This is a genomic window from Lentzea sp. NPDC020367 (assembly GCF_044387305.1).
Classification (GTDB): Bacteria; Actinomycetota; Actinomycetes; order Mycobacteriales; family Pseudonocardiaceae; genus Lentzea.
The window spans coordinates 954,698-978,513 of record NZ_JBIRVV010000003.1 but is presented as its reverse complement, the minus strand read 5'-3'; the positions used below and the strand labels follow the sequence as shown (position 1 = coordinate 978,513).

The 23,816-nt window shown below is 70.2% G+C and carries 25 protein-coding genes; 8 read left to right on the top strand and 17 right to left on the bottom strand.

What is annotated here, in order from left to right:
- The first annotated feature begins 5 nt into the window (after positions 1-5).
- A complete protein-coding gene (locus ACH413_RS17155) occupies positions 6-386 on the top strand; it encodes a hypothetical protein (RefSeq protein WP_360047183.1) in 381 nt (126 codons plus the stop codon).
- Between the two features lie 28 nt (positions 387-414).
- On the opposite strand, the gene ACH413_RS17150 is transcribed toward ACH413_RS17155, so the two are convergent.
- Genes ACH413_RS17150 through ACH413_RS17140 form a run of 3 tightly spaced genes read right to left on the bottom strand, consistent with a single transcriptional unit; the run spans position 415 to position 2,748 of the window.
- Positions 415-864 (bottom strand): DUF350 domain-containing protein, encoded by a 450-nt coding sequence (locus tag ACH413_RS17150; protein ID WP_360047182.1) that lies wholly within the window; start codon positions 862-864, stop codon positions 415-417.
- A 21-nt stretch (positions 865-885) separates the two neighbouring features.
- Complete coding sequence (locus tag ACH413_RS17145) at positions 886-2,049, bottom strand: glutathionylspermidine synthase family protein (RefSeq protein ID WP_360047181.1); 1,164 nt, start codon at positions 2,047-2,049, stop codon at positions 886-888.
- Between the two features lie 6 nt (positions 2,050-2,055).
- Entirely contained in the window at positions 2,056-2,748 is a 693-nt protein-coding gene (locus ACH413_RS17140; protein WP_360047180.1) for a hypothetical protein, read from the bottom strand.
- A gap of 193 nt (positions 2,749-2,941) precedes the next feature.
- Here ACH413_RS17140 and ACH413_RS17135 point away from each other — a divergent pair, with 193 nt between their 5' ends.
- Together ACH413_RS17135 and ACH413_RS17130 are read left to right on the top strand one after the other, a co-directional pair.
- A complete protein-coding gene (locus ACH413_RS17135) occupies positions 2,942-3,964 on the top strand; it encodes a septum formation family protein (protein WP_360047179.1) in 1,023 nt (340 codons plus the stop codon).
- Positions 3,961-4,311 (top strand): metallopeptidase family protein, encoded by a 351-nt coding sequence (locus ACH413_RS17130; RefSeq protein WP_360047178.1) that lies wholly within the window; start codon positions 3,961-3,963, stop codon positions 4,309-4,311. The genes ACH413_RS17135 and ACH413_RS17130 overlap by 4 nt, the downstream gene beginning before the upstream one ends.
- Before the next feature lie 334 nt (positions 4,312-4,645).
- On the opposite strand, the gene ACH413_RS17125 is transcribed toward ACH413_RS17130, so the two are convergent.
- A complete protein-coding gene (locus ACH413_RS17125) occupies positions 4,646-5,248 on the bottom strand; it encodes a TetR/AcrR family transcriptional regulator (protein WP_360047177.1) in 603 nt (200 codons plus the stop codon).
- Positions 5,249-5,334: 86 nt separating this feature from the next.
- Between ACH413_RS17125 and ACH413_RS17120 the strand changes: the two genes are divergently transcribed.
- Positions 5,335-6,117 carry an MBL fold metallo-hydrolase gene (locus ACH413_RS17120; RefSeq protein WP_360047176.1) on the top strand — a complete coding sequence of 261 codons (783 nt, stop codon included), beginning with the start codon at positions 5,335-5,337 and terminating at the stop codon, positions 6,115-6,117.
- Here the strand turns inward: ACH413_RS17120 and ACH413_RS17115 are convergent.
- Positions 6,111-6,707, bottom strand: a complete 597-nt coding sequence (locus ACH413_RS17115) for a histidine phosphatase family protein (RefSeq protein WP_360047175.1) — start codon at positions 6,705-6,707, stop codon at positions 6,111-6,113. The genes ACH413_RS17120 and ACH413_RS17115 overlap by 7 nt on opposite strands.
- Positions 6,704-7,594 carry a prephenate dehydratase gene (pheA, locus tag ACH413_RS17110; RefSeq protein ID WP_360047174.1) on the bottom strand — a complete coding sequence of 297 codons (891 nt, stop codon included), beginning with the start codon at positions 7,592-7,594 and terminating at the stop codon, positions 6,704-6,706. Before pheA ends, ACH413_RS17115 begins: the two co-directional genes overlap by 4 nt.
- A gap of 135 nt (positions 7,595-7,729) precedes the next feature.
- Here pheA and ACH413_RS17105 point away from each other — a divergent pair, with 135 nt between their 5' ends.
- Positions 7,730-8,248: a macro domain-containing protein gene (locus tag ACH413_RS17105; protein WP_360047199.1), complete on the top strand. Its 519-nt coding sequence runs from the start codon at positions 7,730-7,732 to the stop codon at positions 8,246-8,248.
- 48 nt (positions 8,249-8,296) lie between these two features.
- On the opposite strand, the gene ACH413_RS17100 is transcribed toward ACH413_RS17105, so the two are convergent.
- Positions 8,297-8,791, bottom strand: coding sequence for a GNAT family N-acetyltransferase (locus tag ACH413_RS17100; protein ID WP_360047173.1), 495 nt, complete (start codon positions 8,789-8,791; stop codon positions 8,297-8,299).
- A gap of 61 nt (positions 8,792-8,852) precedes the next feature.
- Between ACH413_RS17100 and ACH413_RS17095 the strand changes: the two genes are divergently transcribed.
- Entirely contained in the window at positions 8,853-9,470 is a 618-nt protein-coding gene (locus ACH413_RS17095) for a response regulator transcription factor (RefSeq protein ID WP_360047172.1), read from the top strand.
- On the opposite strand, the gene ACH413_RS17090 is transcribed toward ACH413_RS17095, so the two are convergent.
- From ACH413_RS17090 to ACH413_RS17075, 4 genes are read right to left on the bottom strand one after another with little or no spacing between them, the layout of a single operon-like run.
- Entirely contained in the window at positions 9,448-10,554 is a 1,107-nt protein-coding gene (locus ACH413_RS17090) for a GAF domain-containing sensor histidine kinase (protein ID WP_360047171.1), read from the bottom strand. The genes ACH413_RS17095 and ACH413_RS17090 overlap by 23 nt on opposite strands.
- 5 nt (positions 10,555-10,559) lie before the next feature.
- Complete coding sequence (gene cydD, locus ACH413_RS17085; RefSeq protein WP_360047170.1) at positions 10,560-13,553, bottom strand: thiol reductant ABC exporter subunit CydD; 2,994 nt, start codon at positions 13,551-13,553, stop codon at positions 10,560-10,562.
- A gap of 1 nt (position 13,554) precedes the next feature.
- On the bottom strand, positions 13,555-14,526 hold the full coding sequence (gene cydB, locus ACH413_RS17080; RefSeq protein ID WP_360047169.1) for a cytochrome d ubiquinol oxidase subunit II: 972 nt from the start codon (positions 14,524-14,526) through the stop codon (positions 13,555-13,557).
- Positions 14,527-14,538: 12 nt separating this feature from the next.
- Positions 14,539-15,993 carry a cytochrome ubiquinol oxidase subunit I gene (locus ACH413_RS17075; protein ID WP_360047168.1) on the bottom strand — a complete coding sequence of 485 codons (1,455 nt, stop codon included), beginning with the start codon at positions 15,991-15,993 and terminating at the stop codon, positions 14,539-14,541.
- Between the two features lie 320 nt (positions 15,994-16,313).
- On the opposite strand from ACH413_RS17075, the gene ACH413_RS17070 reads away from it, so the two are divergent.
- On the top strand, positions 16,314-16,904 hold the full coding sequence (locus ACH413_RS17070) for a TMEM165/GDT1 family protein (RefSeq protein WP_360047167.1): 591 nt from the start codon (positions 16,314-16,316) through the stop codon (positions 16,902-16,904).
- Positions 16,905-16,908: 4 nt separating this feature from the next.
- On the opposite strand, the gene ACH413_RS17065 is transcribed toward ACH413_RS17070, so the two are convergent.
- On the bottom strand, positions 16,909-17,358 hold the full coding sequence (locus tag ACH413_RS17065; RefSeq protein ID WP_360047166.1) for a MarR family transcriptional regulator: 450 nt from the start codon (positions 17,356-17,358) through the stop codon (positions 16,909-16,911).
- An 82-nt stretch (positions 17,359-17,440) separates the two neighbouring features.
- Here ACH413_RS17065 and ACH413_RS17060 point away from each other — a divergent pair, with 82 nt between their 5' ends.
- Complete coding sequence (locus ACH413_RS17060) at positions 17,441-17,791, top strand: cupin domain-containing protein (RefSeq protein ID WP_360047165.1); 351 nt, start codon at positions 17,441-17,443, stop codon at positions 17,789-17,791.
- On the opposite strand, the gene ACH413_RS17055 is transcribed toward ACH413_RS17060, so the two are convergent.
- Genes ACH413_RS17055 through ACH413_RS17035 form a run of 5 tightly spaced genes read right to left on the bottom strand, consistent with a single transcriptional unit; the run spans position 17,788 to position 23,812 of the window.
- Positions 17,788-17,976 (bottom strand): hypothetical protein, encoded by a 189-nt coding sequence (locus ACH413_RS17055; RefSeq protein ID WP_360047164.1) that lies wholly within the window; start codon positions 17,974-17,976, stop codon positions 17,788-17,790. The genes ACH413_RS17060 and ACH413_RS17055 overlap by 4 nt on opposite strands.
- Complete coding sequence (locus tag ACH413_RS17050; RefSeq protein WP_360047163.1) at positions 17,973-20,150, bottom strand: DUF5682 family protein; 2,178 nt, start codon at positions 20,148-20,150, stop codon at positions 17,973-17,975. The genes ACH413_RS17055 and ACH413_RS17050 overlap by 4 nt, the downstream gene beginning before the upstream one ends.
- Positions 20,143-21,228, bottom strand: coding sequence for an AAA family ATPase (locus ACH413_RS17045; protein ID WP_360047162.1), 1,086 nt, complete (start codon positions 21,226-21,228; stop codon positions 20,143-20,145). Before ACH413_RS17045 ends, ACH413_RS17050 begins: the two co-directional genes overlap by 8 nt.
- Complete coding sequence (locus ACH413_RS17040; RefSeq protein WP_360047161.1) at positions 21,225-22,652, bottom strand: DUF5691 domain-containing protein; 1,428 nt, start codon at positions 22,650-22,652, stop codon at positions 21,225-21,227. Before ACH413_RS17040 ends, ACH413_RS17045 begins: the two co-directional genes overlap by 4 nt.
- Positions 22,649-23,812: an SWIM zinc finger family protein gene (locus ACH413_RS17035; RefSeq protein ID WP_360047160.1), complete on the bottom strand. Its 1,164-nt coding sequence runs from the start codon at positions 23,810-23,812 to the stop codon at positions 22,649-22,651. Before ACH413_RS17035 ends, ACH413_RS17040 begins: the two co-directional genes overlap by 4 nt.
- Between the last annotated feature and the right edge of the window lie 4 nt (positions 23,813-23,816).

Genomic DNA, 23,816 nt, shown 5'->3' with positions numbered 1-23,816 from the left:
AGTTCGTGACGCCCGAACCCAAGGGAAACGGACCGGCCTTCACGCTGTTCGCAGGCATCGTCCTGTTCGTCGCAGGTGCGATCCTGCTCCCGGACGCGGTCCAGGACGCGGAGGGTGGCGTGCCCGGCACCTACAACGTCCGGGACGGCACGTTCGTCAGTGACGACGGCACGGTCGCGCTGTCCGGCATGTACCTGGCCACGGGCAACCCCGTGCGAGACGAGACCGTCCGGGTGATCAGCGCGGGCGACCGGCTGTTCGAGTTCGGCAGCCGTCCTCAGGGCCCGCTGGTGCTGGTGCCGCCGATCCTGCTCGGGGTGGCGGGCCTGGTCACCTCCGGCCTGGGGATCCGGCGCCTGCGCCAACGAAAAGGACCCGGCGCCTGAGCACCGGGTCCCTTCGCGAAGCGCGTGTCTAGAAGATCGCGAACGCCACCACGAGACCGAGGGCCACGTGGGCCGCGGCGACGACGACGGAGGCCGGCGCGAACTTGTCCGACTCGATGATCGAGCCGATGTCCAGGCGGGTCACCCACTCCAGCAGTCGCACGGCCGCGACCTGCACGACGATGCCGACGATGCCGTAGATCAGCGACGTGAGCAGGCCCTCGTCGAGCTTGCCGACGGCGCTGAGGATCGCGACGACGACGATGAACGCCATCGAGACGAGACCGGAGGCGGTGACGATCACGGCGTTCGGGGCGCCGTTGCGGACCAGGATCGACAGCTTGCCCGGCGTCGTCCAGTCGATCGCGTAGAAGCCGAACACCATGAGAACCAGACCGACGACGGCGTACAGCGCGATCGCGCCGATGCCCCGGCCGATCGCCGAGCCGAAGCCGGGGTCCAACGCGAGCTCGTACATGTGCTGTTCCCTTTCGGAGTCTTACTCAACAATTCGATGCGGCACGAACGCCGCGCCATCGTCGGTCACCAGACCGACCGTTTCCCGGATGCCGAGGCCTGCCGCCGTGTCGCCGACGACCCAGGCACCCAACGCGGGGCGGTAGCCGTCGAACTCCGGAAGCGGATCGAACAGCTGGTACACGAAGCCTTCTTTGCCGTACACGCCGCCGGTCTGCGTCTCGTAGCCCGGAGCGACGATCTGGATGTTCGACCCCTCGCGGCCGAGCAGCGGCTTGCGCACGTACTCGGTGAGCATGCCGGGGTCGTTCAGGAAGGCGGGGAGCAGGTTGGGGTGGCCCGGGTACATCTCCCACAGGACCGCGAGCAGCGCCTTGTTGGAGAGCAGCATCTTCCACAGCGGCTCGACCCACAGCGTGCCGGGCAGCGACTCGACGGCGTGGCGGCCGAACTGCTCCTCGACCACCCACTCCCACGGGTAGAGCTTGAAGACCGTGCCCATCGGGGCCTCTTCGAGGTCGACGAACCGGTTGAGCAGCGTGTCCCAGCCGACCTCCTCGATCGCGAGGCCCACGGTGTTCAGGCCGGCCTCGGCGGCCGTCTCCTGCAGGCAGGCGATCGTGAGGTGGTCCTCGCCGGACGGGTCGGCGCCCGACCAGGTGAAGTGCAGCTCGCCGGAGGGCAGCTTCGCGCCGATCTCCGTCCACCGCTCGACCAGGCGCTCGTGCAGCGAGTTCCACTGGTCGTCGTCCGGGAAGACGTCTTCCTTCCAGTGCCACTGGATGTAGCCGGCTTCCAGCAGTGACGTGGGGGTGTCCGCGTTGTACTCGAGCAGCTTCGCGGGACCGGAGCCGTCGTAGCGCAGGTCGAAGCGGCCGTAGACGTGCGGGTCACGGCGGCGCCACGACTCGGCGATGTGCGGCCACACCCACTCGGGGATGCCGAAGTCGCGGTACCGCTCGGTGAGCACCACGTTGTCCACCGCGTCGAGGCACATGGAGTGGAGCAGCTCGACGTCGGCTTCGAGCGAGAGGATGTCGCTCATCTCGAACACGTAGTGCACCGACTCGTCCCAGTACGGGCGGTCGGAGCCGTTCGCGTACTTCGCGGGCAGGCCGAACACCAACCCCTGGTCAGAGACCGTCCGCTGCCAGTTCGGCCGCGGTTGCGAGGTTTCACGACGCAACTGTGCTCAGCCTCCGCTGCTGGAGGAGCCGCTGCTGACGCCGAAGCCGCCGCGCTGGACCGACGTGCCCGACTTCGTCGTCACGTTCGCGCCCTTGGGAATCGTGTAGCTGCCACCGACGGCCTTCTGCCCGACGCTGCCGGAGCTGCCGTAGTTGTAGCGGTACGAGCTGCCACCGATGTAGATGAAGCCGCCGCTGCTGTAGCCGCCGTGGCTGCTGTAGTACGACTGGTCGCAGTAGTCGTCGTCGACGATCACGTTGTTCGAGTCGGTGCACTGCGCCGTGACGTTCTTCGGGCTGGCAGCCGCGTACCAGATCGCGACCAGCGCGATCACGCCCACGGTCACGCCACCGCCGATGAGCAGGCGCTTGCGCGTCTTGCGCTTCTTCTCGAAGGCGGCGGACTCGGCGGCGAACCGCTCCTGCTGCGCCTTCAGCGCGGCGGCACGAGCGCGTTGCTCGGCGACCGTCGCCTGGCGCGGCTTCGTCATGCCGGCCTGTTGCTGGCGCACCTTGCCCTTGGCAGGCGGCTGTCCCGGCTGGTTCTGGCCAGGCTGAGGAGCCGCCGGCTGGTACGGCGGCGGCTGCTGGCCTGCCTGCTGAGGCTGGCCGGGCTGTTGCGGCTGGCCGGGCTGTCCCGACGGCGACCCAGGCTGGGGCGTCGGCTGGCCAGGTCCTGGCAGGTTGTTGTCAGTCATCACCACTCCCGCGGGCAAGGTACCTAGCGAGACAGCTGAAACATGGCCAATTCAGTGACGAGTGTCCTAATAGCAACACTCGACCCCAACCCGGCGCACAGCCGCCTCACACGGCACGGGCATCATGGTTGAGATGTCTCCGAGCGCCGGTTGGTTGAGTCGATCTGGTCACATCCGCGACACGCGGCTTGTGATGGTCGGCGCTTTCGTGGGCGCGTTCGGCTTGTTGATGTTGTCCGCGTTCACGTCTGTGCTGGCAGGAGGACCGCTCGGGTCCAAACGCGAGCTCGTCAACGCTGCCTACCAAGCTGTCGCGGGCGAATGCCTCAACTGGGAGAAACCCGACCTGTCGGACGCGCAGAAGGTCGACTGCACGGCCGCGCACAAGTTCGAGGTCAGCGGAACGGCCGACATCACGGCCGCGTACCCGAAGGAAGCGCCGTTCCCGAACGGCGAGGCCTGGGAGAAGATCGCGCAGGACAACTGCGCGCAGGCGTCGACCAGCTACATGGCCGGCAAGCTCGACCCGAAGGGCAAGTACGGCGTCAGCACGCTGAACCCGGACGAGAGCCGCTGGTCGAGCGGCTACCGCCAGCTCCGGTGCGGCCTGCAGGTCACGGCCCCCTCCGGCGCCGCCCTGCCGTCGTTCGGCAGCGCGAAGACCCAGGACCAGTCGAACGTCTACGACCCCGGCGTCTGCGTCGCGCTCGCCGACAACAACACGGTCGGTGACCCGATCGAGTGCGCCAAGCCGCACGCGTTCGAGATCGTCGGCGTCGTGCAACACCCCGAGGGCGCGTTCGTGGCGCCCGAGCAGCAGGACACCGTGATGTCCGAGAAGTGCGCCGCGATAGCCGCCGAGTACACCGGCGGCGCCGACCTGAAGGCCAAGAACCTGCTGATCACCTGGGACACGCGCGCCGAGGAGAGCTGGGCGGTCGGCTCGCGCAAGGCCAACTGCAAGATCGGCGCCGTCCCCCAGGGCGAGAAGCTCGTCGCGTGGGAGGGCACCGTCCGCAACCCCAACGGCGCGCCGCTGACCACCGCGAACCCGCCGCAGACCACCTCGGTCAAGGCTCAGGCCGAGCCCACCGGCGCCCCGCTGCACTCCGAGTCCGGCCAGCCGCCCTCGGGCGAGTCGGGCAAGCCCTCCGACTCGGGCAAGCCCGACAAACCGTCCTCCAGCGCGCCCCCTTCGAGCACTGAGAACCGATGACCGTCGAGATGACCCGAGCTCGCTTCGACGAGCTGGTCGAAGAGGCCCTGGACCTGGTCCCGCCCGACTTCATGCACGCGATGAACAACGTCGTGGTGCTCGTCGAGGACCGAAACCCCGACGAGCCGTCACTGCTCGGGCTCTACCAGGGCATCGCGCTGACCGAGCGCAACTCCGACTACGGCGGCGCCCTGCCGGACCACATCTTCATCTACCGCGAGGCGATCCTCGACATCTGCGACACCGAGGACGACGTGATCGAAGAAGTGATCATCACCGTCGTGCACGAGATCGCGCACCACTTCGGGGTGGACGACGCCAAGCTGCACGAGCTGGGCTGGGGCTGACCTGCGCCTCACCGCGCTCCGCGTAGCTTCGGGCGCACGGGGAGAGTGCTGGGGGCGTTGTTGCTGGCGCTGGTCGCGGGCTGTTCGGCACCGCCACCTGAGCAGCCCTCGCCGAATGCGATCACCACCATTCCCGAGGTGCCGACCTATCCACCGGAGTTCCGGCCGCCAGGAGGCAGTCCCGGCGGATGACTTACAGCGGAAGTCCGCGCCGTCGAGGTGACGAAGCACCCCGACTCGGTCACCGGCGGGCCTGGCAGCGGCCACGACTTCACCGCCACGTTCAACGACGTCGTCTACGAGGCCCACCTCGACTGGGACACGAGCGTCTGAGTCAGGACTGGTCGAGCGCCCGTTCGATCGCCCGGCGCGCCCGCCCGACGGCCGCCTGGTCGTGCTGAAGTTGCATCGCCGCGTTCAGGGCGAGCCCCGCCGCCAGGACCTCGAACAACGCCTGGTCGACGTCGAACCCCCGCGGCAGCTCGCCGCCCTCCACCGCCGCGACCAGGTCCGCCCGCAGCTGTCCCTGCCAGCGCGACCACACCTGCGCCACCGCGTCGCGCACCGCGCCGGGCCTGCCGTCGTACTCGCTCAGCGCCGCGGTCATCAGGCAGCCGCCGGGCAGCAGCGGTTCCGCCAGGTAGTCCACGGAGTTCGCGCACACCACGCGCAGCCGCCGCAGGCCGGGCGGTTCGGTCAGCGCCGGTTCGACGACGCGGTGCCAGAAGTCGACGAACGCCTTGTCGAGCGTGTCGATCTGCAGGGTCTCCTTGGTGCCGAAGTGCTTGTGCACCCCGGACTTGCTCATCTCGAGCTCCTCGGCCAGGCGGCCGATGGTGATGCCGTCGAGGCCTTCCTCCGAGGCGATCTCGGCGGCGCGGCTCAGGATCCGGCCTCGGGTGAGGAGCGCGTCGGCTGCGGAGCGTCGCGGGGACATGTGACGAGAATAGCGTACGCACGTTCGCTATTGATTTGGCGAACGCTCGTCCTCTAAGTTCGGCTCACCGACGCGAGGAGTTAGAGATGCGAGTGCGACGACTGGGCTGGGCGGGCATCGAGGCCGAGGCCGGCGGGGCCCGGCTGGTGATCGACTACGTGCAGGACCTGACACCGCTGTTCACCGGCTGGCGGCCGGGCGTCGGGCTGACGCGGCCGGGCGGGGAGGTCACCGCCGCGCTGGTCACGCACCTGCACCGCGACCACACCGACGCGACGGCGCTCGCCGACGTACTGACTCCGGGGGCACCGGTGCTACGCCCGGCGCCCGGCCACGGCGACGACGTGGACAACGTGACGACGTTGCTGAGCGAGCACGAACTGGCCGAGCACCGGCTGGCCGCCGAGGTGGTGGACACCTGGTCCGAACGCGAGATCGGCCCGTTCCGCGTCACCGCCGTCCCGTCCGTCGACGGGCTGGGCGATCCCCAGCTGAACTGGGTGGTGGAGGCGGACGGGCAGCGCGTCTTCCACGGCGGCGACACGATGTTCCACGGCTGGTGGTGGCTGGTCGCGCGGCGGTTCAGCCCGTTCGACGCGGCGTTCCTGCCGGCCAACGGCGCGGTCGTGAACGCACCGCACCTCCAGCCGCCGAGCCCGGTGCTCGCCGCGATGGACCCGTTCCAGGCCGCCGCCGCGGCGACGATCCTCGGTGCCAGGCACGCCGTGCCGATGCACTACGAGCAGGAGCAGCCGGTGAAGCTGCCCGGCTACGTCGAGGTCGCCGACCCGGAGGGTGAGTTCCGCGAGCACGCGGGACAACGCGCGCACGTGCTCGCTCTCGGCGAGTGGCTCGACCTGGACTACTGAACCTCGACGCCCGCCCACGACCGGCAGACCCAGCCGTCGCCGTCGGACTCGAGCACCACGACGCCGGTGTTCGGCAGCAGGTTCTCCGCGAGCTCCACCGGCACGTTCGACGCCAGCGCCAGCGCGCCCATCCGCCCGGCGCCACCGTGCGTCACGACCATGACGGTGCCGTCCTGCGCGATCGACTCGACCGCGCCCAGGAACCGGTCCAGCACCTGCTGCCCGGACTCGCCGCCGTCGGGAAACGCCACGTCAAGGGCGCCCTCGGCCCACTTGATGACGGTTTCCAGGTAGGCCTGGTAGGCCTCGGTGTCGTTGCGGCCCTCCAGCGAGCCGACCTGGATCTCCTCCACGCCCTGCAGGATCTGGACGGGCAGGCCGAAGCGTTCGGCGGTGGGTGCGGCGGTCTGCTGGGCGCGCAGGCCGATGCTCGCGTAGACCGCGACGATCTCCTCGGTGGCGAGGGTGTCGGCCAGTTCGCGGGCCTGTTTGCGACCCAGTTCGGTGAGCGGGGGACCCGGCATGGCCGTGTCCAGCCTGCGTTCGATGTTCGACGCCGTCTCACCGTGCCTGACCAGCAGCAACCTCACCCGCGCTCGCCCTTTCTGACAGCATCGACCCAGGAGGCGGCTGCGGCGAACTCGGCGTTGTGGGCCTCGACGGGCCCCTGGTCGGCCTTCGGGAAGGACCCGAGGAACCGGATCTCGCGCGAGTGTCGGTGCAGCGCGGCCAGCGCGTCACCGATCCTCGGCTCTGCGATGTGCCCCTCGACGTCGATGTAGAAGCGGTACGTCCCCAGTTTGCCCTTTTGGGGGCGTGATTCGAGGCCGGTGAGATTGATGCCACGCAACGCCAGCTCGGTGAGCAGCTCGGACAGCACGCCCACGCGGTCCGGGGTGGTCACGACGACGCTCGTGCGGTCGGCACCGGTCGGCTCCGGCAACTGACCCGGACGCTGGAGCAGCAGGAACCTCGTGCGTGCGTCGGGCACGTCGAGGATGTCCGTCGCGTACTCGTCCAGCTTGTAGTGGTTCACGGCGACAGGAGCGGACACGGCCGCGTCGAACTCGCCCCGCTCCACGGCGGCAGCGGCGGCCGCGGTCGACGAGGTGGCGATCGAGGTGACGCCGGGCAACGAGGCGGCGATCCACTCGCGGACCTGGGCCAGCGCGTGCGGGTGCGACGCGATGGTGCGGATCTCGTCGGTGCCGGGACGCACCAGGACGCTGAACCGGACGTCCAGCACCGTCTCGGCCACCGCGACGACCGGTTCGTCGCGCACGAGAGCGTCCAGCGTCGCCGGCACGGCACCCTCGACGGAGTTCTCGATCGGCACGCACGCGAAGTCGGTCGTCCCGTCGCGCAACGCGGCGAAGGCGAGCGGGATGGTCTCGACGGGGACGAGTTCACCCTCGAACCGCTGGGCGGCCTGCTCGGTGAAGGTCCCCTGTGGTCCGAAGTACGCAATGCGAGGCACCCGCACACAGTAGAGGCGCGAATCACGCCTGTGTCGGGGGCCAATCCTGGGTTCCGCCGGGACCGTTCGAACTGGAATGCTTGGGGCGTGCCCGCTCTAGCGCCAGAACTCGTGTTGTGCGCGGTCGACGAACCGATGGCGAACGCCTGGCTCGCCGTCGCGGACGGCCGCGACGGGGTGCGAGTGCACCGCGGGTCCGTTCTGGACATCCACGCGCAGGCCATCGTCAGCCCGGCCAACTCGCAGGGCTGGATGCGCGGTGGCATCGACGCCGTCTACGCCACGGCGTTCCCCCAGGTCGAGAACAACGTCCGCAGCGCCGTCCTCGCGCTGCACGGCGGTGAGCTCCCGGTGGGCGAGGCGCAGATCGTGGCGACCGGCGAGACCGAGCCGGCCTGGATGATCAGCGCGCCGACCATGCGCCTGCCCGGCGAACGGCTGCCGGTCGACACCGTCCACCCGTACCTGGCCGCGCGCGCCGTGCTGATGCTCTGGCTCACGGGACGCCTGGAGGACGGCACGCCGGTGCGCGACGCCGTCCACACCATCGCGATGCCGGGACTCGGCACCGGGGTGGGAGGCGTCGCACCGTCCACGTGCGCCCATCAGGTCGCCGCCGCGTGGGACGAGGCGTTCAACCCGCTGCACGTGTGAGTTCCGGTTGTGCACAACCCTGTGGACAGAGCTGTGGACAGCTGTGGACTACTGCCGTGGCGCGACCCATCGTTCCAGGTCTATCTCGTCTGTGATGGGGATGCCGAACTCCCCCACCGCCGGGATCTCCGGCTTGAGCTTGCGCGCCTCGCGGACCGCGTCCGGTCTCAAGGCCGCCAGTTTGAACCCGCGGCGCTGGTAGAACCGGACCGCGTCGAGGTTGTCGTTGGTGGTCGTCAGACGCACCCGGTTGCACCCGAGCGTGCGTGCCTGGCGAACCGCGGCGTCGACCAGCGCGGTGCCGACGCCCCGGCCTCGCCGAAGCGCGTCGATCGTGACGATCTCCAGCTGGTGGTTCGCCACCGCATAGGTCAGCAGACCCAGCACCTGACCCTGCTTCTCCACGAGGAAGCCCGGCAGACTCGCCGGGAAGAACACCTCGCCGTGCGCGACGGCGGTGTGCGCTCCCCATAGCTCGAGAACCAGTCGGGCGACAACTATGCGATCTGCTTCCTCGACCGGTCGTACCGAGCCTTCTGCCATGACAAGAACTGTGCCAATTTGAGTCACACTCAGGAACAGCCATTCGACGTACGGTGGATTCGTGCCAGTGCGAGTTTTGTTGGTTGACGATCACGAAGTAGTGCGCAGAGGACTGCGCGAGATGCTCGACGACGAGTCGGACATCTCGGTCATCGCCGAGGCGGGTTCCGTCACCGAGGCGGTGACGCGAGCAGGAGCGAACCCTCCCGATGTGGCCGTCGTGGACGTTCAACTGCCCGACGGCAGCGGCGTCGACCTCTGCCGGACGCTGCGGGACCTTGGCATTCGTTGCCTGGTGCTGACCGCATTCGACGACGAAGAAGCGCTCGTCGGCGCGATCATGGCCGGGGCGTCGGGCTATCTGCTCAAGCAGGTTCGCGGTCAGGACGTCGTCACGGCCGTGCGCGAGGTCGCGGCTGGACGGTCCCTTCTGGACCCCGCGACCACAAGCCGGGTACTCGAACGGATGCGCAATCCGTCCCCGATTGGCCTCACGGACCAGGAACAGCGCGTGCTCGAACTCATCGGTGAGGGCCTGACGAACCGCCAAATCGGTGAACGGCTCTTCCTCGCGGAGAAGACCGTGAAGAACTACGTGACGTCCGTTCTGTCCAAACTCGGCATGGAACGCCGCACGCAAGCCGCCGCGTGGGTGGCTAAACGGGGACGGACCAGGTGAGCGTCGTCCCGTTCGGCGAACTCACCACGCGGAAATCGCCACTCGCGGCCTTCGCCCGTTCGGCGAGGTGCCGCAGCCCGCGCTGAGTCACGCCGGACGGGATGCCGCACCCGTTGTCGGCGACGCGCAGCAGCAGGTGCTTCTCATCGCGCCGTACGTCGATCTGGACGTGTGTGGCGCCGGAGTGCCGTACGACGTTCGACAAAGCCTCACGCAACGCCGCCCGTGCGTCGTCGGCGTGCTTGCGCGGCACGTTCGCCAGGTCGCCGGCCACGTGCAGGCGTGGCGGGAAGCCGAGCAACTCACCGGCCGTGCGGACCTCGGCCTTGATCGAGTCGTGCAGGTCGGCGGAGTCGGCCGGGTCGGTGTTGCGCAGCTTGCGGACGGTCGCGCGGACCTCGGCGATCGTCTCGTCGACCAGGTCGACGGCCTCCTCGATGCGGGCGCGCTGCGAGGTGTCGAGCTTCTTGCCCAGGCGCCGTTGCAGCAGGCTGATCTGCACGCCGGCGCCGTAAAGTCGCTGGATGATCACGTCGTGCAGGTCGCGGGCGATCCGTTCGCGCTCCTCGTAGACCGCGACGCGCTGCCGTGCGGTGAAGCCCTCCGACAACACCACGGCGAGGCCTGCCTGCGCCGCGAACGCCGACAACACGTCCACCGTCTCCTGCGTGAACGGCGGCTTGTCCCTGCGCCGGTACACGGCCAGAGCGCCGATCTTGCGGTCCGAGGTGCCGAACGGCGCCACGGCGAACGGGCCGTAGTTCCGCAGCGCCTGCGGCACGTACGGGGCCGTGCGCGGGTCGTTCGCGACGTCGTCGGCCATGACGGGAACGCCCGTGCGCGCGGCTTTGGCGGCGGCACTGCGCGGGCTCAGTGTCGCGACGATCGGCTCACCGCTGGACGCCTCGACGGTCAGCGTGCCGTCGTCGTCCTCCGTGGCGAGCATGGCCAGGCCGAGGTCGGCGTCCGCGATCTCCGCGGCCGCCTTCACCACGAGCCGCAGCACGTTCTCCGGGTCTTCCAGCGCCGCCGACGTGATCTCGGTGGACGCGACGAGCACGCGCCGCGCCAGAGAAGGGTCCATGGTCCTCAACGGTATGCGGGTGTGCCGAGGTCCAGCACCAGGTCCGCCCTCGCCGCCTCGTCCGGGCGGTGCGTGATGTGCAGAACGGTCCTGCCGTCCTGCCTGAGCTGCTGCAACAACTTGCGTGCGGTCGGCTCGTCCAGGTGCGCGGTGGGTTCGTCGAGCAGCACCACGTCGGCGTCGTGCAGCAACGCCCGTGCCAGCGCCAGCCGTTGCGCCTCGCCGCCCGACACCTGGTCCGGCCTGATCACCGTGTCGAGCCGGTCCACCCACTCCGGCAGGCACGCCCCCCGCAGCGCCTCGCGGAGAGCCTCGTCGTCGTGCTGTCCCGACATGCGCAGGTTCTCCCTCACGGTCGTGCTGACCAGCATCGGCTCCTGCGGGCACCAGGTCGCCCTGGGCAGTTCGACGATGCCGCGTTCGGGCTGCAGGAAGCCCAGGAGCAGCGCGAACAGCGTCGACTTGCCGCTGCCCGACGGCCCGACGATCGCCACGTGCGTGCCGGGCTCGATGTTGAGGTGGAGGTCCTTCAACGTCGGCTCGGTCGCGCCGGGCCAGCGGACGTCGACGTTCTCCAGCCGGATCCGCTTGCCGCGCGGCTGTTCAGGGCGTTCCGGCGCATCGAATTGCAAGCGCGCACTTGCTTCTCGCAGTGCCCTGCGCTGCTGAGCGGCCAACGGCAGCGCGGCCAGCGGTTCGGCGAGGGCGAGCGGGACGAGACCGAGCACCGGGTTGCCGGTGGTGGCGCAGACGAGGGCCGCCGCACCGGTCGCGAGCAGGACGATCGCCGTGGCCGCGCCCGTGCCGAACGCCTGCCGGCGGGTCTGTCCCGCGAGCTCGACGTCCTCGGCGTGCAGCTGGGCCAGCAGACGGTGGTGGGCGTCGTGCGCGATGAGGTCCGGTGCGGCGACAAGAGCGTTGATCGTCTCGCGGGCGACCTTGCGGCGGCCCCTGGAGAGCTTCGTGCTGGCCCGCCGCTCGGTCCAGACGGCGACGGCGGGTGCCGCGAGCCCGGCCGCGAGCAGCAGACCGCCCAGCGTCAGCGCGGCGGCCGGGTCGATGAACGCGAACAGGACCGTGGTCGCGATGCCCGCGCCGATCGCGACGACCGGCGGCACCAGGACGCGCGGCACCAGGTCGCGGACGGTGTCGACGTCCTCGACGAGCCGTTGCAGCCCATCGCGGCGTTGCGTGCGCACGAGCCGCAACCACAGCTCGGCGCGCAGGTCGTTGGCGAGGCGGAACGTCTCGTCGTGGGTCACCAACCGCTCGATGTAGCGGAGCACGCCCTTGCTCAGTGCGAACGTCCGCACGCCCACGACCAGCACCGACAGCGTCAGGATCGGCGGCATCTCGGCGGCACGGGCGATCAGGTGGGCGGCCAGCGCGGTCAGGGCGATGCCCGCGACGGCCGCGAGGATGCCCAGGCCGGCGCCCTTCCACGGGATCGGCAGGCGCTTCGGCCGTTCCCGCTGGGTCTCCTCGGTGACGACCCTGGCGAACGTCTCGTCCTCGGTCGTCTCCTTCTCGCGGTGCGAGGCGAGGACGACGGCGGCCGTGTCGCTAGCTCTCTTGATCGCTTTGTCGACTTTGCGACTTGTCACCGGGTCGAGGTGCGCGGTCGGTTCGTCGAGCAACAGCACGGTCGCGCCGTGGCGCACCCTCAGCAGGGCGCGCGCGACTGCGACGCGTTGGCGTTCACCGGTCGAGAGGTCGGTGATCTGGCGGTCGAGCAGATGCGCGGCCACGACCTCGTGGGCGACCTGCTCGATGTCCTCGGCGCCGGGAACCGTGAGCTCCAGCTCGGCGCGCGGGGTGGCGGCGGCGAACGCGGGCTTCTGCGGCACGTACGCGATGTCTCCGGCGACGAACGCGGTGCCGTCCGTCGGCTCCAGGAAGCCCAGCAGCACCTGGAACGTCGTCGACTTTCCGGCACCGCTCGCGCCTTCAAGTCGGTAGATCTCCCCAGGTCGGACGTCGAAGCTGATGCCGTCCGGAGCGAAACCGTCTCGACGCAGGACGCGCAGGTTGTCGACGTGGACCGAACCGCCGGGCAGCCGCGGCCTGGTCTTGTCCTCGTGATCAACGACCTCAGCGACGCGCCGAACCGCTTCCAGCCCGTCCTCGCTGGCGTGGTGGGCGGCACCGGCGGCACGCAACGGCAGGTAGCACTCCGGCGCGAGGATCAGCACGACCAACGCGGTCATCAGCGTCATGTCGCCGTGCACGAGCCGGATGCCGACGCCGACCGCGATCAGCGCAACGCTCAACGACGCCGCGATCTCCAGCACCAACGCGGACAGGAACGCGATCCGGAGCGTGCCCATCGTGGCCTTGCGGTGCTGCTCACCGATCTGCCGGACCGCTCCGGCCTGTTGCTCGGCACGGCCGAACACCGTCAGCACCGGCAGTGCGCGGAGCAGTTCGAGGAGCTGGGCCGAAAGCAGCTCGGTGACGTCGGCGGCCTTGCGGACGCGCTTCTCGGTGTACCAGCCGATCAAGGCGGCGAAGACCGGGATCAACGGCACGGTCACCGCGATCAGCACGGCCGACGGCCAGTCGGTGAAGAGGATCCACGCACCGGCCAGCGGCGGCACGATCACGGCCGTGACCAGCGCGGGGAGGTAGCGGGTGAAGTAGGCGTCGAGCGCGTCGAGGCCCTTGGTCGCGAGCACCGACAGCTCGGCAGTGCCGCGGTCGGCGATCCAGCCGGGGCCGCGTTCGAACGACTTGGCCAGCAGCTGGGTCCGCAGCTCTTCCTTGGCACCGGCGGCGGCACGGGCAGCGGCGGATTCCGTCGCCCACGACAGACCGGCGCGCGCCAGGATCGCCACGGCCAGCAGCGGAAGGCCTTCGCGGGTCGTGATCACCGACGCCAGCGCGACGGCCTGGGCGACGAGCGCCAGTGCGTTGAGGAACGCCAGCGCGCCCACCCCGACGAGGGCGCGCCTGGCGTTCCTGGAGAGCTGGGGCAGAGCTCCCAGCGGGCCTCTTCTCATCTCAGTGCGCCGCGGGGATGTGCTTGACGCCGATGCGCTTGCGGAACACCCAGTAGGTCCAGCCCTGGTAGACGAGTACCGCGGGCGTGCCGAAGCCGGCGACCCACGTGATCACCTGCAGCGTGTACGGGCTCGACGCGGTGTTCGCGACCGTGAGCGACCAGGCGTCGTTCAGCGTCGACGGCAGGACGTTCGGGTAGAGCGAGCCGAACAGGATCGCGACGGTGGCCGCGATCGCGAGGCCCATCAACGCGAACGACTGGCCGTCGCGGTTCGCGAGCAGCCGCCACATCGCCGCGGCCAGCACCAGCACGACCACACCGGCCCACAGTCCGGCGACGATCGCGAGCAGTGCCACGAGCGGCAGAAGTGCAACGGGCGCAAGCATCAAAGCGACGCGACGGGCCCGTTCGCGGATCTCGCCCTCGGTCTTCAACGCCGTGAACACGGCGCCGTGCACCAGTGCGTAGCCCGCGAAGGCAAGCGCGCCAACGACCGTCTCGAGCCGGATCGCCGCGAAGGCCGAGCCGACCCGGTCGCCGTTCGCGTCGATCGGCAGGCCCAGCACCGTCGTCGAGATCAGCAGGCCGACGCAGAGCGTGGCGATCCACGAGCCCGCGACGATCGTGAAGTCCCACGCCTTGCGCCAGCGGGGGTTGTCGACCTTGCCGCGGTAGTCGAACGCGACACCACGGCCGATCAACGCGATCAGGAACAACGTTAGCGGCAGGTACGCGGCGCTCAGCAGCGCCGCATACCAGCCGGGGAAGGCCGCGAACGTGGCACCGATCGCGACGATGAGCCACACCTCGTTGCCGTCCCAGACCGGCCCGATGGTGTTGATCATGACCCGGCGTTCGGCGTTGCTGCGCCCCAGAACGGGCAGCAGCATGCCGACGCCGAAGTCGAAACCTTCGAGGAACAGGTAGCCGAGCCACAGCACGGCGATCAGTACGAACCAGAGCGTTTCCACGTCGCCTCTCCCCTAGTACGCGAACGCCAGGGCGCCGTCGTCGGTCTTCTGGGGCAGTACGCCGGGTATCCCGCCTCGGACGTACTTGCGGATCAGGTAGAACTCCACGACCGCCAGCACGCTGTAGACCGTGGTCAGCGCGATGAGCGAGGTCAGGATCTCGCCGGGGGTGCTGTTCGAGACCGCCTGCGCGGTGAACATCCAGACGCCGTCCACCCCGCTCGGGTTCGGCACGACCACGAACGGCTGCCGCCCCATCTCGGTGAAGATCCAGCCGAAGCTGTTGGCCAGGAAGGGAGTCGCGATGCCGGCGAGGCCGAGAGCCGGGAACCACCATCCGGTGGGCGTCCGGTTCTTGCGGGTCAACCAGAGCATGAAGACGCCGAGACCGGCCGAGATGCCACCGAACCCGATCATCAGGCGGAAGCCCCAGTACGTCACGGGAAGAGCCGGCACGTAGTCGATCGGCTTGCCGCTGAGCTCACCGAGGCGCTCGTCGACGGGGTAGTTCGTACCGTACTTCTCCTGGTACAGCGGGACAAGATCCTGGATGCCCTTGACCTCGCTGCTGAAGTCGTTGTGCGCCAAGAAACTCAGCAGTGCGGGCACCGTGATGCTCTTGACGTTCTCGCAGTCGGGCCTGGTGACGTCGCCGACCGCGAAGACGCTGAAGCTCGCGGGCTGTTCGGTGTGGCACAACGCTTCCGCGGCGGCCATCTTCATCGGCTGCTGCTCGAACATCAGCTTGCCCTGCAGGTCACCGCTGATGCTCAGCGCCGCGAACGCGACCACGCCGACCCACGTGCCGAGCTTGAGCGAGCTGCGCCAGACCCGTTCCTCCTCCGACTTCCGGTAGAGGTGCCAGGCGGCGATGCCGACGAGGAAGGCGCCCGAGACCGCGAACGCGCCGGCGATGGTGTGCGGGAAGGCGGCGAGCACCGTGTTGTTCGTCAGCACGGCCCAGATCGAGGTGAGCCGCGGACGGCCGTCGTGCATCTCGATGCCGACGGGGTGCTGCATCCACGAGTTGGCGGCGAGGATGAAGTACGCGCTGGCCATCGTCGCGAGGCTGAACGCCCAGGCGCAGGCCAGGTGGACCTTCTTCGGCAGCTTGTCCCAGCCGAAGATCCACAGGCCGAGGAACGTCGACTCGACGAAGAAGGCGACGATCCCCTCCATCGCGAGCGGAGCGCCGAACACGTCACCGACGAACCGCGAGTAGGCGCTCCAGGCCATGCCGAACTGGAACTCCTGCACGATGCCCGTCACGACACCCATGGCGAAGTTGATCAGGAGGAGCTTCCCCCAGAACTTCGTCATCTTGTAGTAGCGCTCGTTGCCGGTGCGCACCCACGCGGTCTGCATCCCCGCGACCAGCAGGGAAAGGCCGATCGTCAGCGGCACCATCAGGAAGTGGTAGACGGTGGTGATGCCGAACTGCCACCGCGCGAGTTCGAGTACGTCCACGTTTCCGAGCGTAGGTCTGGATCATGGCCGCCATCAGGTACGACGGTCCTGTCCAGGCTCGGGACCTTGGTCCCGTGCGCGAAGTCACGCCTTTCGGGTGACATGCGTCGGTTACGATGATTTCGCCAGAGGGGAGTAGTTCCCGCCGGAGTACGTTGCCGGTGGCGTGGTGATCGACATACTGATCCGCCTTCGAGTGGATCCGGTCCCACACCCGATGCTTGTGTCGGGCGAACGAGACCTCCGGCCGGGTTGCAGCACGCCCGGTCGGGGTCTGTTGCGCCTCCGTCCGGGTTCGTATTCGGACGTGGAGGAACCTCGTGGCCACATCACTGCTCGCGTTCATCACCGCCTTCGCGGTGGTGTTCCTGGTCGAGCTCCCGGACAAGACCATGGTCGCGACCCTGGTCCTGACCACGCGTTATCGCGCCTGGCCGGTGTTCGTCGGCGTCATCGCGGCCTTCGCCGTGCAGAGCGTGGTCGCCGCCGCGTTCGGTTCGGCCATCACCCTGCTCCCCGACCGCCTGGTCGCCGGAGTCGTGGCACTGCTGTTCGGCATCGGCGCGTTCATGCTCCTCCGGGAGGGCTTCTCGAAGGACGAGGACTCCGCCGACGAGGCCGGGGCGAGCGCTGCCGTGCCGTTCTGGCGGGCGGCTCTGACCTCGTTCGGCGTGCTGTTCGCGGCCGAGTGGGGCGACGCCTCGCAGCTCGCGACCGCCGGCATCACCGCCCGCTACGGCGCACCGGTCGCCGTCGGCCTGGGCGCCTGGCTGGCGCTGGTCGCCGTCGCCGGGCTGGCCGTGCTGGTGGGGCGCAAGCTCGCCGGGCGGTTGCCGACGCACTGGATCCAGCGGGTGGCCGGAGCGATCTTCGCGGTGTTCGCCGTGATCGCGCTGACGCAGGTGTTCTAGCCGGTCACCAGACCGGACGGAGCCCTGGCTGGTCCTCGCCGTGGACGTGTCGCAGGTACGCGGCGAGGCCTTCCCTGATCGTGACGAGGGTGTCGTCGCCGATCGCCTCGGCCATCTCCGCTTCCAGGTCCGACCAGAGGTTGTCCGCGAACTTCAGGTAGTCGCGGCCCTTCGTCGTCAGCGTGACGTACTGGGCGCGCTTGTCCGTCGGATGCGGCTCCCGCAGCACGTAGCCCCACTCGTCGAGCTCGGTGACGATCTTCGCCGCCGCCTGCTTCGTGACGCCGAGGTGCTGTCCGATGTCGACGGTCGTCGCGCGCCTCTCCTTGAGGAACCGGAAGACGTAGCCGTGGGCGGGCCGGAGCGGTTCGAGGCCGATCTGCCGCAGGCGGTCGTGGAACTGGTCGCCCATGGCGCGGTACGTCATCGCCAGCAGCATCGGCACCGGTTCCATCTTGCTTCCCCGAACTAGGTAGACAACCTGGTTGACCTTATTCTAAGGTTAGACAACTTGGTTGACTACTTTGGAGGTTGTCTTGCTGGTCACGGGGGATTCCGCGGAGCTGCACGAGTTCGGCGGGTTCGAGTTCAGGTCGCTGGCCGTGCCGTCGCGCGGCAGTTCCGAGATCGCGCTGTGGACCGTCGATGTGCCGGAAGGTGGCGACGGGACGCCGCATCGCGCGTCGAAGGAGGAGGTGTTCTACGTGCTGTCCGGGTCGGTGACGATCCAGGGGCACACCGCCGGTGTCGGCGACGCCGTCGTGGTGCCGCCGAACACCGAGCTGGCGCTGACCGGTGGGCCCGCGCGGGTGCTGGTCGCCACGTCGGTGGGCATCCAGGGCACGCTGGCGGACGGGCAGACGATCACGCCGCCCTGGTCGGTCTAGTTCGCCGCGGAGCCTTCTTCACGAGGAGGCTCCGGCGTCGTGTCCGGGACCTCTTCGCGCAGCTCGCGGGCGAACTTCTTGGCGTCGTCGATGAGTTCCTGGGACTCGTCGAGGCGGCTCTCGTCAGGCGGGGTGAGTTCGGTGTCGGCCGACGTCGTGAGGCGGTCTTCGTCCGGTGTGGTCACGGCTCTGGGATCGGCGAATCCGACGATTGTGAAACTCCGGCCATCAGGCTGCGGACGTGCGCGGCCAGGCGTTCCGCGATCTCCAGGTCCCACTCGTCGTCGGCGGCCGGTTGAGGGGTCTCGCCCGCCACCACGCGTTCGCCGAGCAGGCGGCGCTCGGCGGGCGTGAAGTCGGTGATGGCTCGGCGGAGCAACGGGAGGGCGTCGTCGAACGCCTCGCCGCGCAGGCCGCTGAGCCATTCGTCGATCAGGCCGAAGAGGCGTGGGTCGGCGGCCAGGAGGGTGGCCGAGCCGCGGAGGAAGCCGGCCACGAAGGCGCTCGCGACGTTGCGGTGCAGGCGGGCCGCCACGTCGTCGCTCGTCAGTTCGCCCGCTTCCCAGAGCAGGCGGGTGGCCCTGCCCGTCGGGAGGCCGTGGGCCTCGGCTTTGACGAGGGCGTGCAGGGCTCGCCACCAGGTCTTCTGGTGGTCGTCGTCGGCCGCCAGGCGGGTGGCCTCGTGGGCGCCGTCCACCACCTGGAGGGCGTGTTCCGCCGTTTCGTCGTCGACGTTGCGGCAGGCGATCGGGAGGCCGACGGCGCCTCGGGTGAGCAGGCCGTGCAGGGCCACGCGCAGCAGTTCCGGGTCGGTGCCCCGGACCGAGCCGTAGCGGACCGTCCTCGCCAGGTCCGGGAGGGCGGCGAGCAGTTCGAGGGCGTCGGTGGCCATGGCGGCGCAGCGGTCCAGGGCCTGGCGCGCCTCGGTCACGGCGGCCGGGAGTTCGCAGCCCACGGACTTGGTGAGGGTCGCGGCGGCGTCGGCGACCCGCTTGGCGTCCTTGGCGGCCTGGGTGAGGACGTTCTCCGCCGCCGTGTGGACCGTGGTGCCGTGGCGGGCGGCCACGGCGACGGACACCGCGAAGATCGGGTCCCAGCGCAGCTGCCAGACCTCGGAGAAGGTGCCGAGCGAGTTGGAGCGGTCCGGCTTGCCCCACGGGACGCCGAGGACTTCCAGGCGTTGCAGGAGTTTCGAGCGTTCGCGGTCGGTGTCCTTGCGGAGGTCCAGCTTGAGCGGCTTGGGCTGGACGTCCGCGGGGAGGCGGAGTTTGCGTTGCAGGCGTTGGAGATCAGCGGCCAGGGGCGAGCGCGGAACGGCTTCGCCCACCTCGCCGAGGCGTTCGCCGACGACGAGTTTGCGGTGGACCAGCTGGAGCGGGACCTCGTCGCCGCCGCAGAGGACCGCCAGCGCCGCCTCGTTCACCTCGCTCAGGCCCGCCGACGGGCGTTCCCTCAGCGCGGCAAGGGTTTCCGCGAGGCGGACGGCCTCCACGGCGCTCGCGGTCGAGGCCGGGAGGTCTTCCGCGCGGAGCACGGCCGCGGCCTTGGCGAACCAGCGAGGGACCACGTCGGCCTGGTGCTGCCAGAGGTGCGCGTACCAGCCCGGGGAGTCGACGCCGGCGCCGTAGCCCGACTCGGCGGCCAGCTGGCCGTGGCTCCACGGGACCCAGGTGCCGGAGATCTTGCGGCGGCGCAGGCCTTTCAGCAGTGCGGTGTCGGCGGCGACGGTCGGCTTGGTGAGCAGCGCCGGGACGTGCCACGCACCGCAGACGACCGCTATCGGACCGTCGGTGTCCTTGCGCGCCTTGCGGATCGTCTGACGCATGAACGCTTCTCGGCGCAGAGTGCGTTCACCTACTTCGCCTTCGAACTCCTTGCGCACGGAGACCATGGCCTCGGCGATGGCGTCCGCGAGGTCGAGCGGGTCCGACGCGCTGTGCTCGACCACGTCCTCCCACCAGCGTTCCGGGTCGTCGAAGCCCGCAGCCTCGGCGAGCAGGCCGATGGGGTCGACGTTGCCGCTCGGGCCGTCGTCGCCGATCGACGCCGCCGCCGGCAGGTCGAAGAAGCGGGCCTGGACGCCGTTCTCGGCCGCGTAGCGCAGGGCCTGCCACTCCGGGGAGAACTCCGCGAACGGCCAGAAGGCGGCGTTCTCGGGTTCCGTCTCGTCGTGCAGCAGGATCGCGACCGGCGGGGTGAGGGCGTGGACGTGTTCGAGGAGCGAGTCCGCCTCGGGCGGCCCCTCGATCAGGATGAGCGCCGGGCGCGTCTGCTCCAGCGCCCGCTTGACCATCCTGGCCGAGCCGGGGCCGTGGTGCCGGATGCCCAGCAGGACAGGCCCGGAGTCAGGCTCAGTCACCGCTGGCGTCCAGGCAGGCCCGGTAGAGGTCGCGCCACTCGGAGCGCTCCTTCAGCACCGTCTCCAGGTACTCCTGCCAGACCGTCGCGTCCGACACCCGGTCCTTGATCACGGAGCCGATCAGGCCGCTGGCCAGCTCGTCCGCGCCCAGCGTGCCGTCGCCGAAGTGGCCGGCCAGCGCCATGCCGTTCGCGATGACCGAGATCGCCTCCGCCGTGGACAGGCTGCCGCTCGGCTTCTTCAGCTGCGTGCGACCGTCCACGGTGGAACCGTTGCGCAGCTCGCGGAAGATCCGCACGACCCGGCGCACCTCGTCGAGGGCGGGCGGCTCGGCCGGCAGCTGGAGCGCCTTGCCGAGCTGCTGGGACCTGGTGAGGACGATCTCGACCTCGGCGTCCTCGGTCGCGGGCGGCGGCAGCACGACGGTGTTGAAGCGCCGCGCGAGCGCCGACGACATCTGGTTGACGCCCCGGTCCCGGTCGTTGGCCGTGGCGATGACCGTGAAGCCCGGCACGGCCTGGATCTGCGTGTTGAGCTCCGGCACCGGCAGCGACTTCTCGCTCAGCACCGTGATGAACGAGTCCTGCACCTCGGACGGCATGCGGGTCAGCTCCTCGACCCGGACGACCGTGCCCAGCTGCATGCCGCGCATGACCGGGCTCGGCACGATGGCGTTCTCGCTCGGGCCCTCGGCGATCAGGCGGGCGTAGTTCCAGCCGTAGCGGACCTGGTCCTCGCTCGTGCCGGCCGTGCCCTGGACCACCAGCGTCGAGTCGCCGCTGATCGCCGCCGCGAGGTGCTCGGACAGCCACGACTTCGCCGTGCCCGGCACACCGACGAGCAGCAGCGCCCGGTCCGTGACCAGGGTGCCCACCGCGACCTCGACGAGCCTGCGCGCGCCCACGTACTTCGGCGAGATCACGGTGCCGTCGGGCAGCGTGCCGCCCAGCACGTACGTGACCACGGCCTGCGGGGACAGCCGCCAGTTGGGCGGCCGCTGCCGGTCGTCCTGGGCCGCGACGGCTTCCAGCTCGGCGGCGTACTGCTGTTCGGCCGTCGGCCTGAGCACGGCGGTCACTGGGCCTCCTGAGGCGGTGCTGGTGCGAACGATTCACGCAGTCGGATGCGGAGGCGGAGAACCTCCAGTTCCAGGGAGTTCTCCGGCCAGCGACGGGTCAGAGCCTCCCAGCTCGCGCCGAGCAGGTCCGCGTCACCCCGCGCCAGCAGCACGGCCGGCGGACGCCCCGCCCGCCAGCGCGGGTCGGGCAGAGCCGCGTACCGGTGCAGCAGCGCGCGGGTGGTCTCGGCCGACCAGGGCGCCGGGAGCTGGGCGCAGGCGTGGTCGAGGAGGTCGTAGTGCCAGTTCTTCGACACGGCGACGACCGCCTGCTCGGCGACCGCGGCCGGCAAGGCCGCGAGCATTTCGAGCTGCTCCATGCCGGTCAGCGTCTCGGCGGCGGCCACGGCCCACGGCCGCGGGTCCGCTGCCGCGGCCAGCTGGTCTGAGACGCCCCGGAGGAGCGCACCGGCCCACGGACCCCTCCTGAGCATGTCGGCGGCTTTCGCGTCGTCTGCCTTGAGGGTCGAGGTCCAGTACGACGGCGGCACACTCGCGGCCGCGGCCCGCATGCGACCGGCCACGCCCTTCTCCGAGCCGTCGCGCATGAGGTCCCGCTGCTCCGCCGCGTCGGGCTGCCCGGTCCACAGCTCGTCCGGCCGGACGTCGAGCCCGTCCGCGGTCAGCCGGAGCCCGTGCCGCAGCCGGTGTGCCGCGCGCGCACCGAGGCGCGTGGGCGACAGCTTGCGGAGCAGGCGGAGGGCCTCGTCGTGGACGGCAGCCGCCTTGTCGTCGAGGGCGGCTTCGAGCAGGCGCTCGTCCTGCGGGCCGAGGCCGGTTTCCAGGGCACTGATCAGGACCTGGCGGTCGGCTGATCGGCGGGACTCCACGAACTCCCGCGCGATGAACGCGCCGACCCCGGCAGGGTCCGCCTTGCGCTTGCGGCGCAGGGCGCGAACTCGTTGGGCGCTGGGCAGGTCGAGGATCTCCTCGAGAGGAACCTCGTCCACCAGCGGTGCGGCGCCACTCGCCCAGGACCAGCCGGGACGGGTGCCGGCGAGCCAGCGGCCGCGCGTGCCCAGGACCTCGACCACGGCGGCGCGCAGACCGGGCCGGGCGGTGCCGAGGGCGAGCAGGGCGGGCAGCATGCGGTGCTCGGCCACGACGGTGTTGGCCTTGGCCAGCGCGCACCACTCGGTGAGCAGGACCTCGTCGTCGACGCTCATGATCGCGTCCAGGACCGCTCTGGCGGCCGGCCTGGGGAGGTGGGCGGTCTCGGGCGGGGCCAGCGGTACCGGGTCGGTGGTGGCCTCCTGCGGGAGGGTGGCGCCGAACGCGGCCACGCCCAGGGCGGCGCAGTCGGACAGCAGGGCCGTCGGGTCGCCGCCGCCTCTCGTGGTGCCGATCAGGAGGTCCTGGACGGTCTGGGACCACTCGGCCTTCACGCGACCACCTCAAGCGCGCCGTCCAGCGCGATCGCTCCCAGGCGGAGGGCGTGGCCGTCCCACAGGCCCCAGGCGTCGAACGGGGTGCCACCGGTCAGCGCCAGCGCCATGTCCAGGCCCGTGTCGTCGCGGACCGGCAACGCGTGACCGGAGGCGTCGACCAGAGAGGCTCCGTGCGGGCGGACGGTCGCGCAGCCGAGCGGGAACAGGCGCTGCCACGGATCGGCCATCAGCATCGGTTCCAGCGAGGCCAGCGACTCGCGCCAGGTTGAGGGGGCGGGAACCGGATCAGGGGCTCGGGAGCCCTCCAGTTCGCCCAGCGCCACTCGGTCCGAAGCCGGGTACGGGTGGACCAGAGCGGAGGACTCCAGGCCGTGGGGCAGCAACGGGACGGGCGCTCCGACGGCGGAGTGGCGGATTGCCACCGCCCAGCGGCCCGTCTGACGGCCCCAGCACCACTGGCGGATGGTCCTGACCCTGCCGTCGTCGGTTTCCAGGCGCAGCAGGGCGACCCAGCGGTCGGAGATTCCCGGAGAGGCCTTCACCGTCTCCTCGGGCACGGTGACGCCCAGGCGGGTGCGCGGCTGCACGAAGCACAACAGGTGCAGGCCGCCCAGGCGGTCGGCCACGTCGGCCGTCCAGCGGGGGCCCGAGCGCGCGACGATCTCCTGGATCTCGGTGACCGCGGCGGCCACTCCCGGCACCTGGGCGTCGATCATGCGGGCGGTGAACGCCTGCCACCACGAGGCCGGGCGGCCCGGCAGGGACGCGATGCCGGCCGAGGCGACGTCGAGCAGCCAGTCGCGCAGGCCGTCGATGCCGGAGGACATCGCGGACGCGCGGTTCGCCGCCGTCTTCTCCCGGGCGCGCAACCGGCGGGCCACGGCCTCGGGTGAGGAATCCAGCTCACGAGCCGCACGCCGCTGGGTCCACTCCTCCACCCAGTCGGGCGGCAGCGCGTCCGGGATGTCCAGCTCCTGCAGGCTCACGGCGTGCTTGCAGGGGAACTTGCGGGACGGGCAGGTGCACTTGGCCGAGCCCGCGGCCAGGTCGACGCACACGCGGTACGGCATCGAGCCGGAGCCCGTGTAGAGGCCCCACAGCACCGGCAGGGCCTTGCCCAGGCCCTGCCAGCGCATCGGAACGGCTCGTGTCCTCACCAGA

Coding starts and splice junctions, on each gene's coding strand:
- ACH413_RS17130 (WP_360047178.1), top strand. CDS start 3,961: ATGACCGTCGAGATGACCCGAGCTCGCTTCGACGAGCTGGTCGAAGAG.
- ACH413_RS17120 (WP_360047176.1), top strand. CDS start 5,335: ATGCGAGTGCGACGACTGGGCTGGGCGGGCATCGAGGCCGAGGCCGGC.
- ACH413_RS17065 (WP_360047166.1), bottom strand. CDS start 17,358: ATGGAACCGGTGCCGATGCTGCTGGCGATGACGTACCGCGCCATGGGC.
- ACH413_RS17090 (WP_360047171.1), bottom strand. CDS start 10,554: ATGGACCCTTCTCTGGCGCGGCGCGTGCTCGTCGCGTCCACCGAGATC.
- ACH413_RS17100 (WP_360047173.1), bottom strand. CDS start 8,791: ATGGCAGAAGGCTCGGTACGACCGGTCGAGGAAGCAGATCGCATAGTT.
- ACH413_RS17125 (WP_360047177.1), bottom strand. CDS start 5,248: ATGTCCCCGCGACGCTCCGCAGCCGACGCGCTCCTCACCCGAGGCCGG.
- ACH413_RS17140 (WP_360047180.1), bottom strand. CDS start 2,748: ATGACTGACAACAACCTGCCAGGACCTGGCCAGCCGACGCCCCAGCCT.
- ACH413_RS17135 (WP_360047179.1), top strand. CDS start 2,942: ATGGTCGGCGCTTTCGTGGGCGCGTTCGGCTTGTTGATGTTGTCCGCG.
- ACH413_RS17150 (WP_360047182.1), bottom strand. CDS start 864: ATGTACGAGCTCGCGTTGGACCCCGGCTTCGGCTCGGCGATCGGCCGG.
- cydD (WP_360047170.1), bottom strand. CDS start 13,553: ATGAGAAGAGGCCCGCTGGGAGCTCTGCCCCAGCTCTCCAGGAACGCC.
- ACH413_RS17105 (WP_360047199.1), top strand. CDS start 7,730: ATGGCGAACGCCTGGCTCGCCGTCGCGGACGGCCGCGACGGGGTGCGA.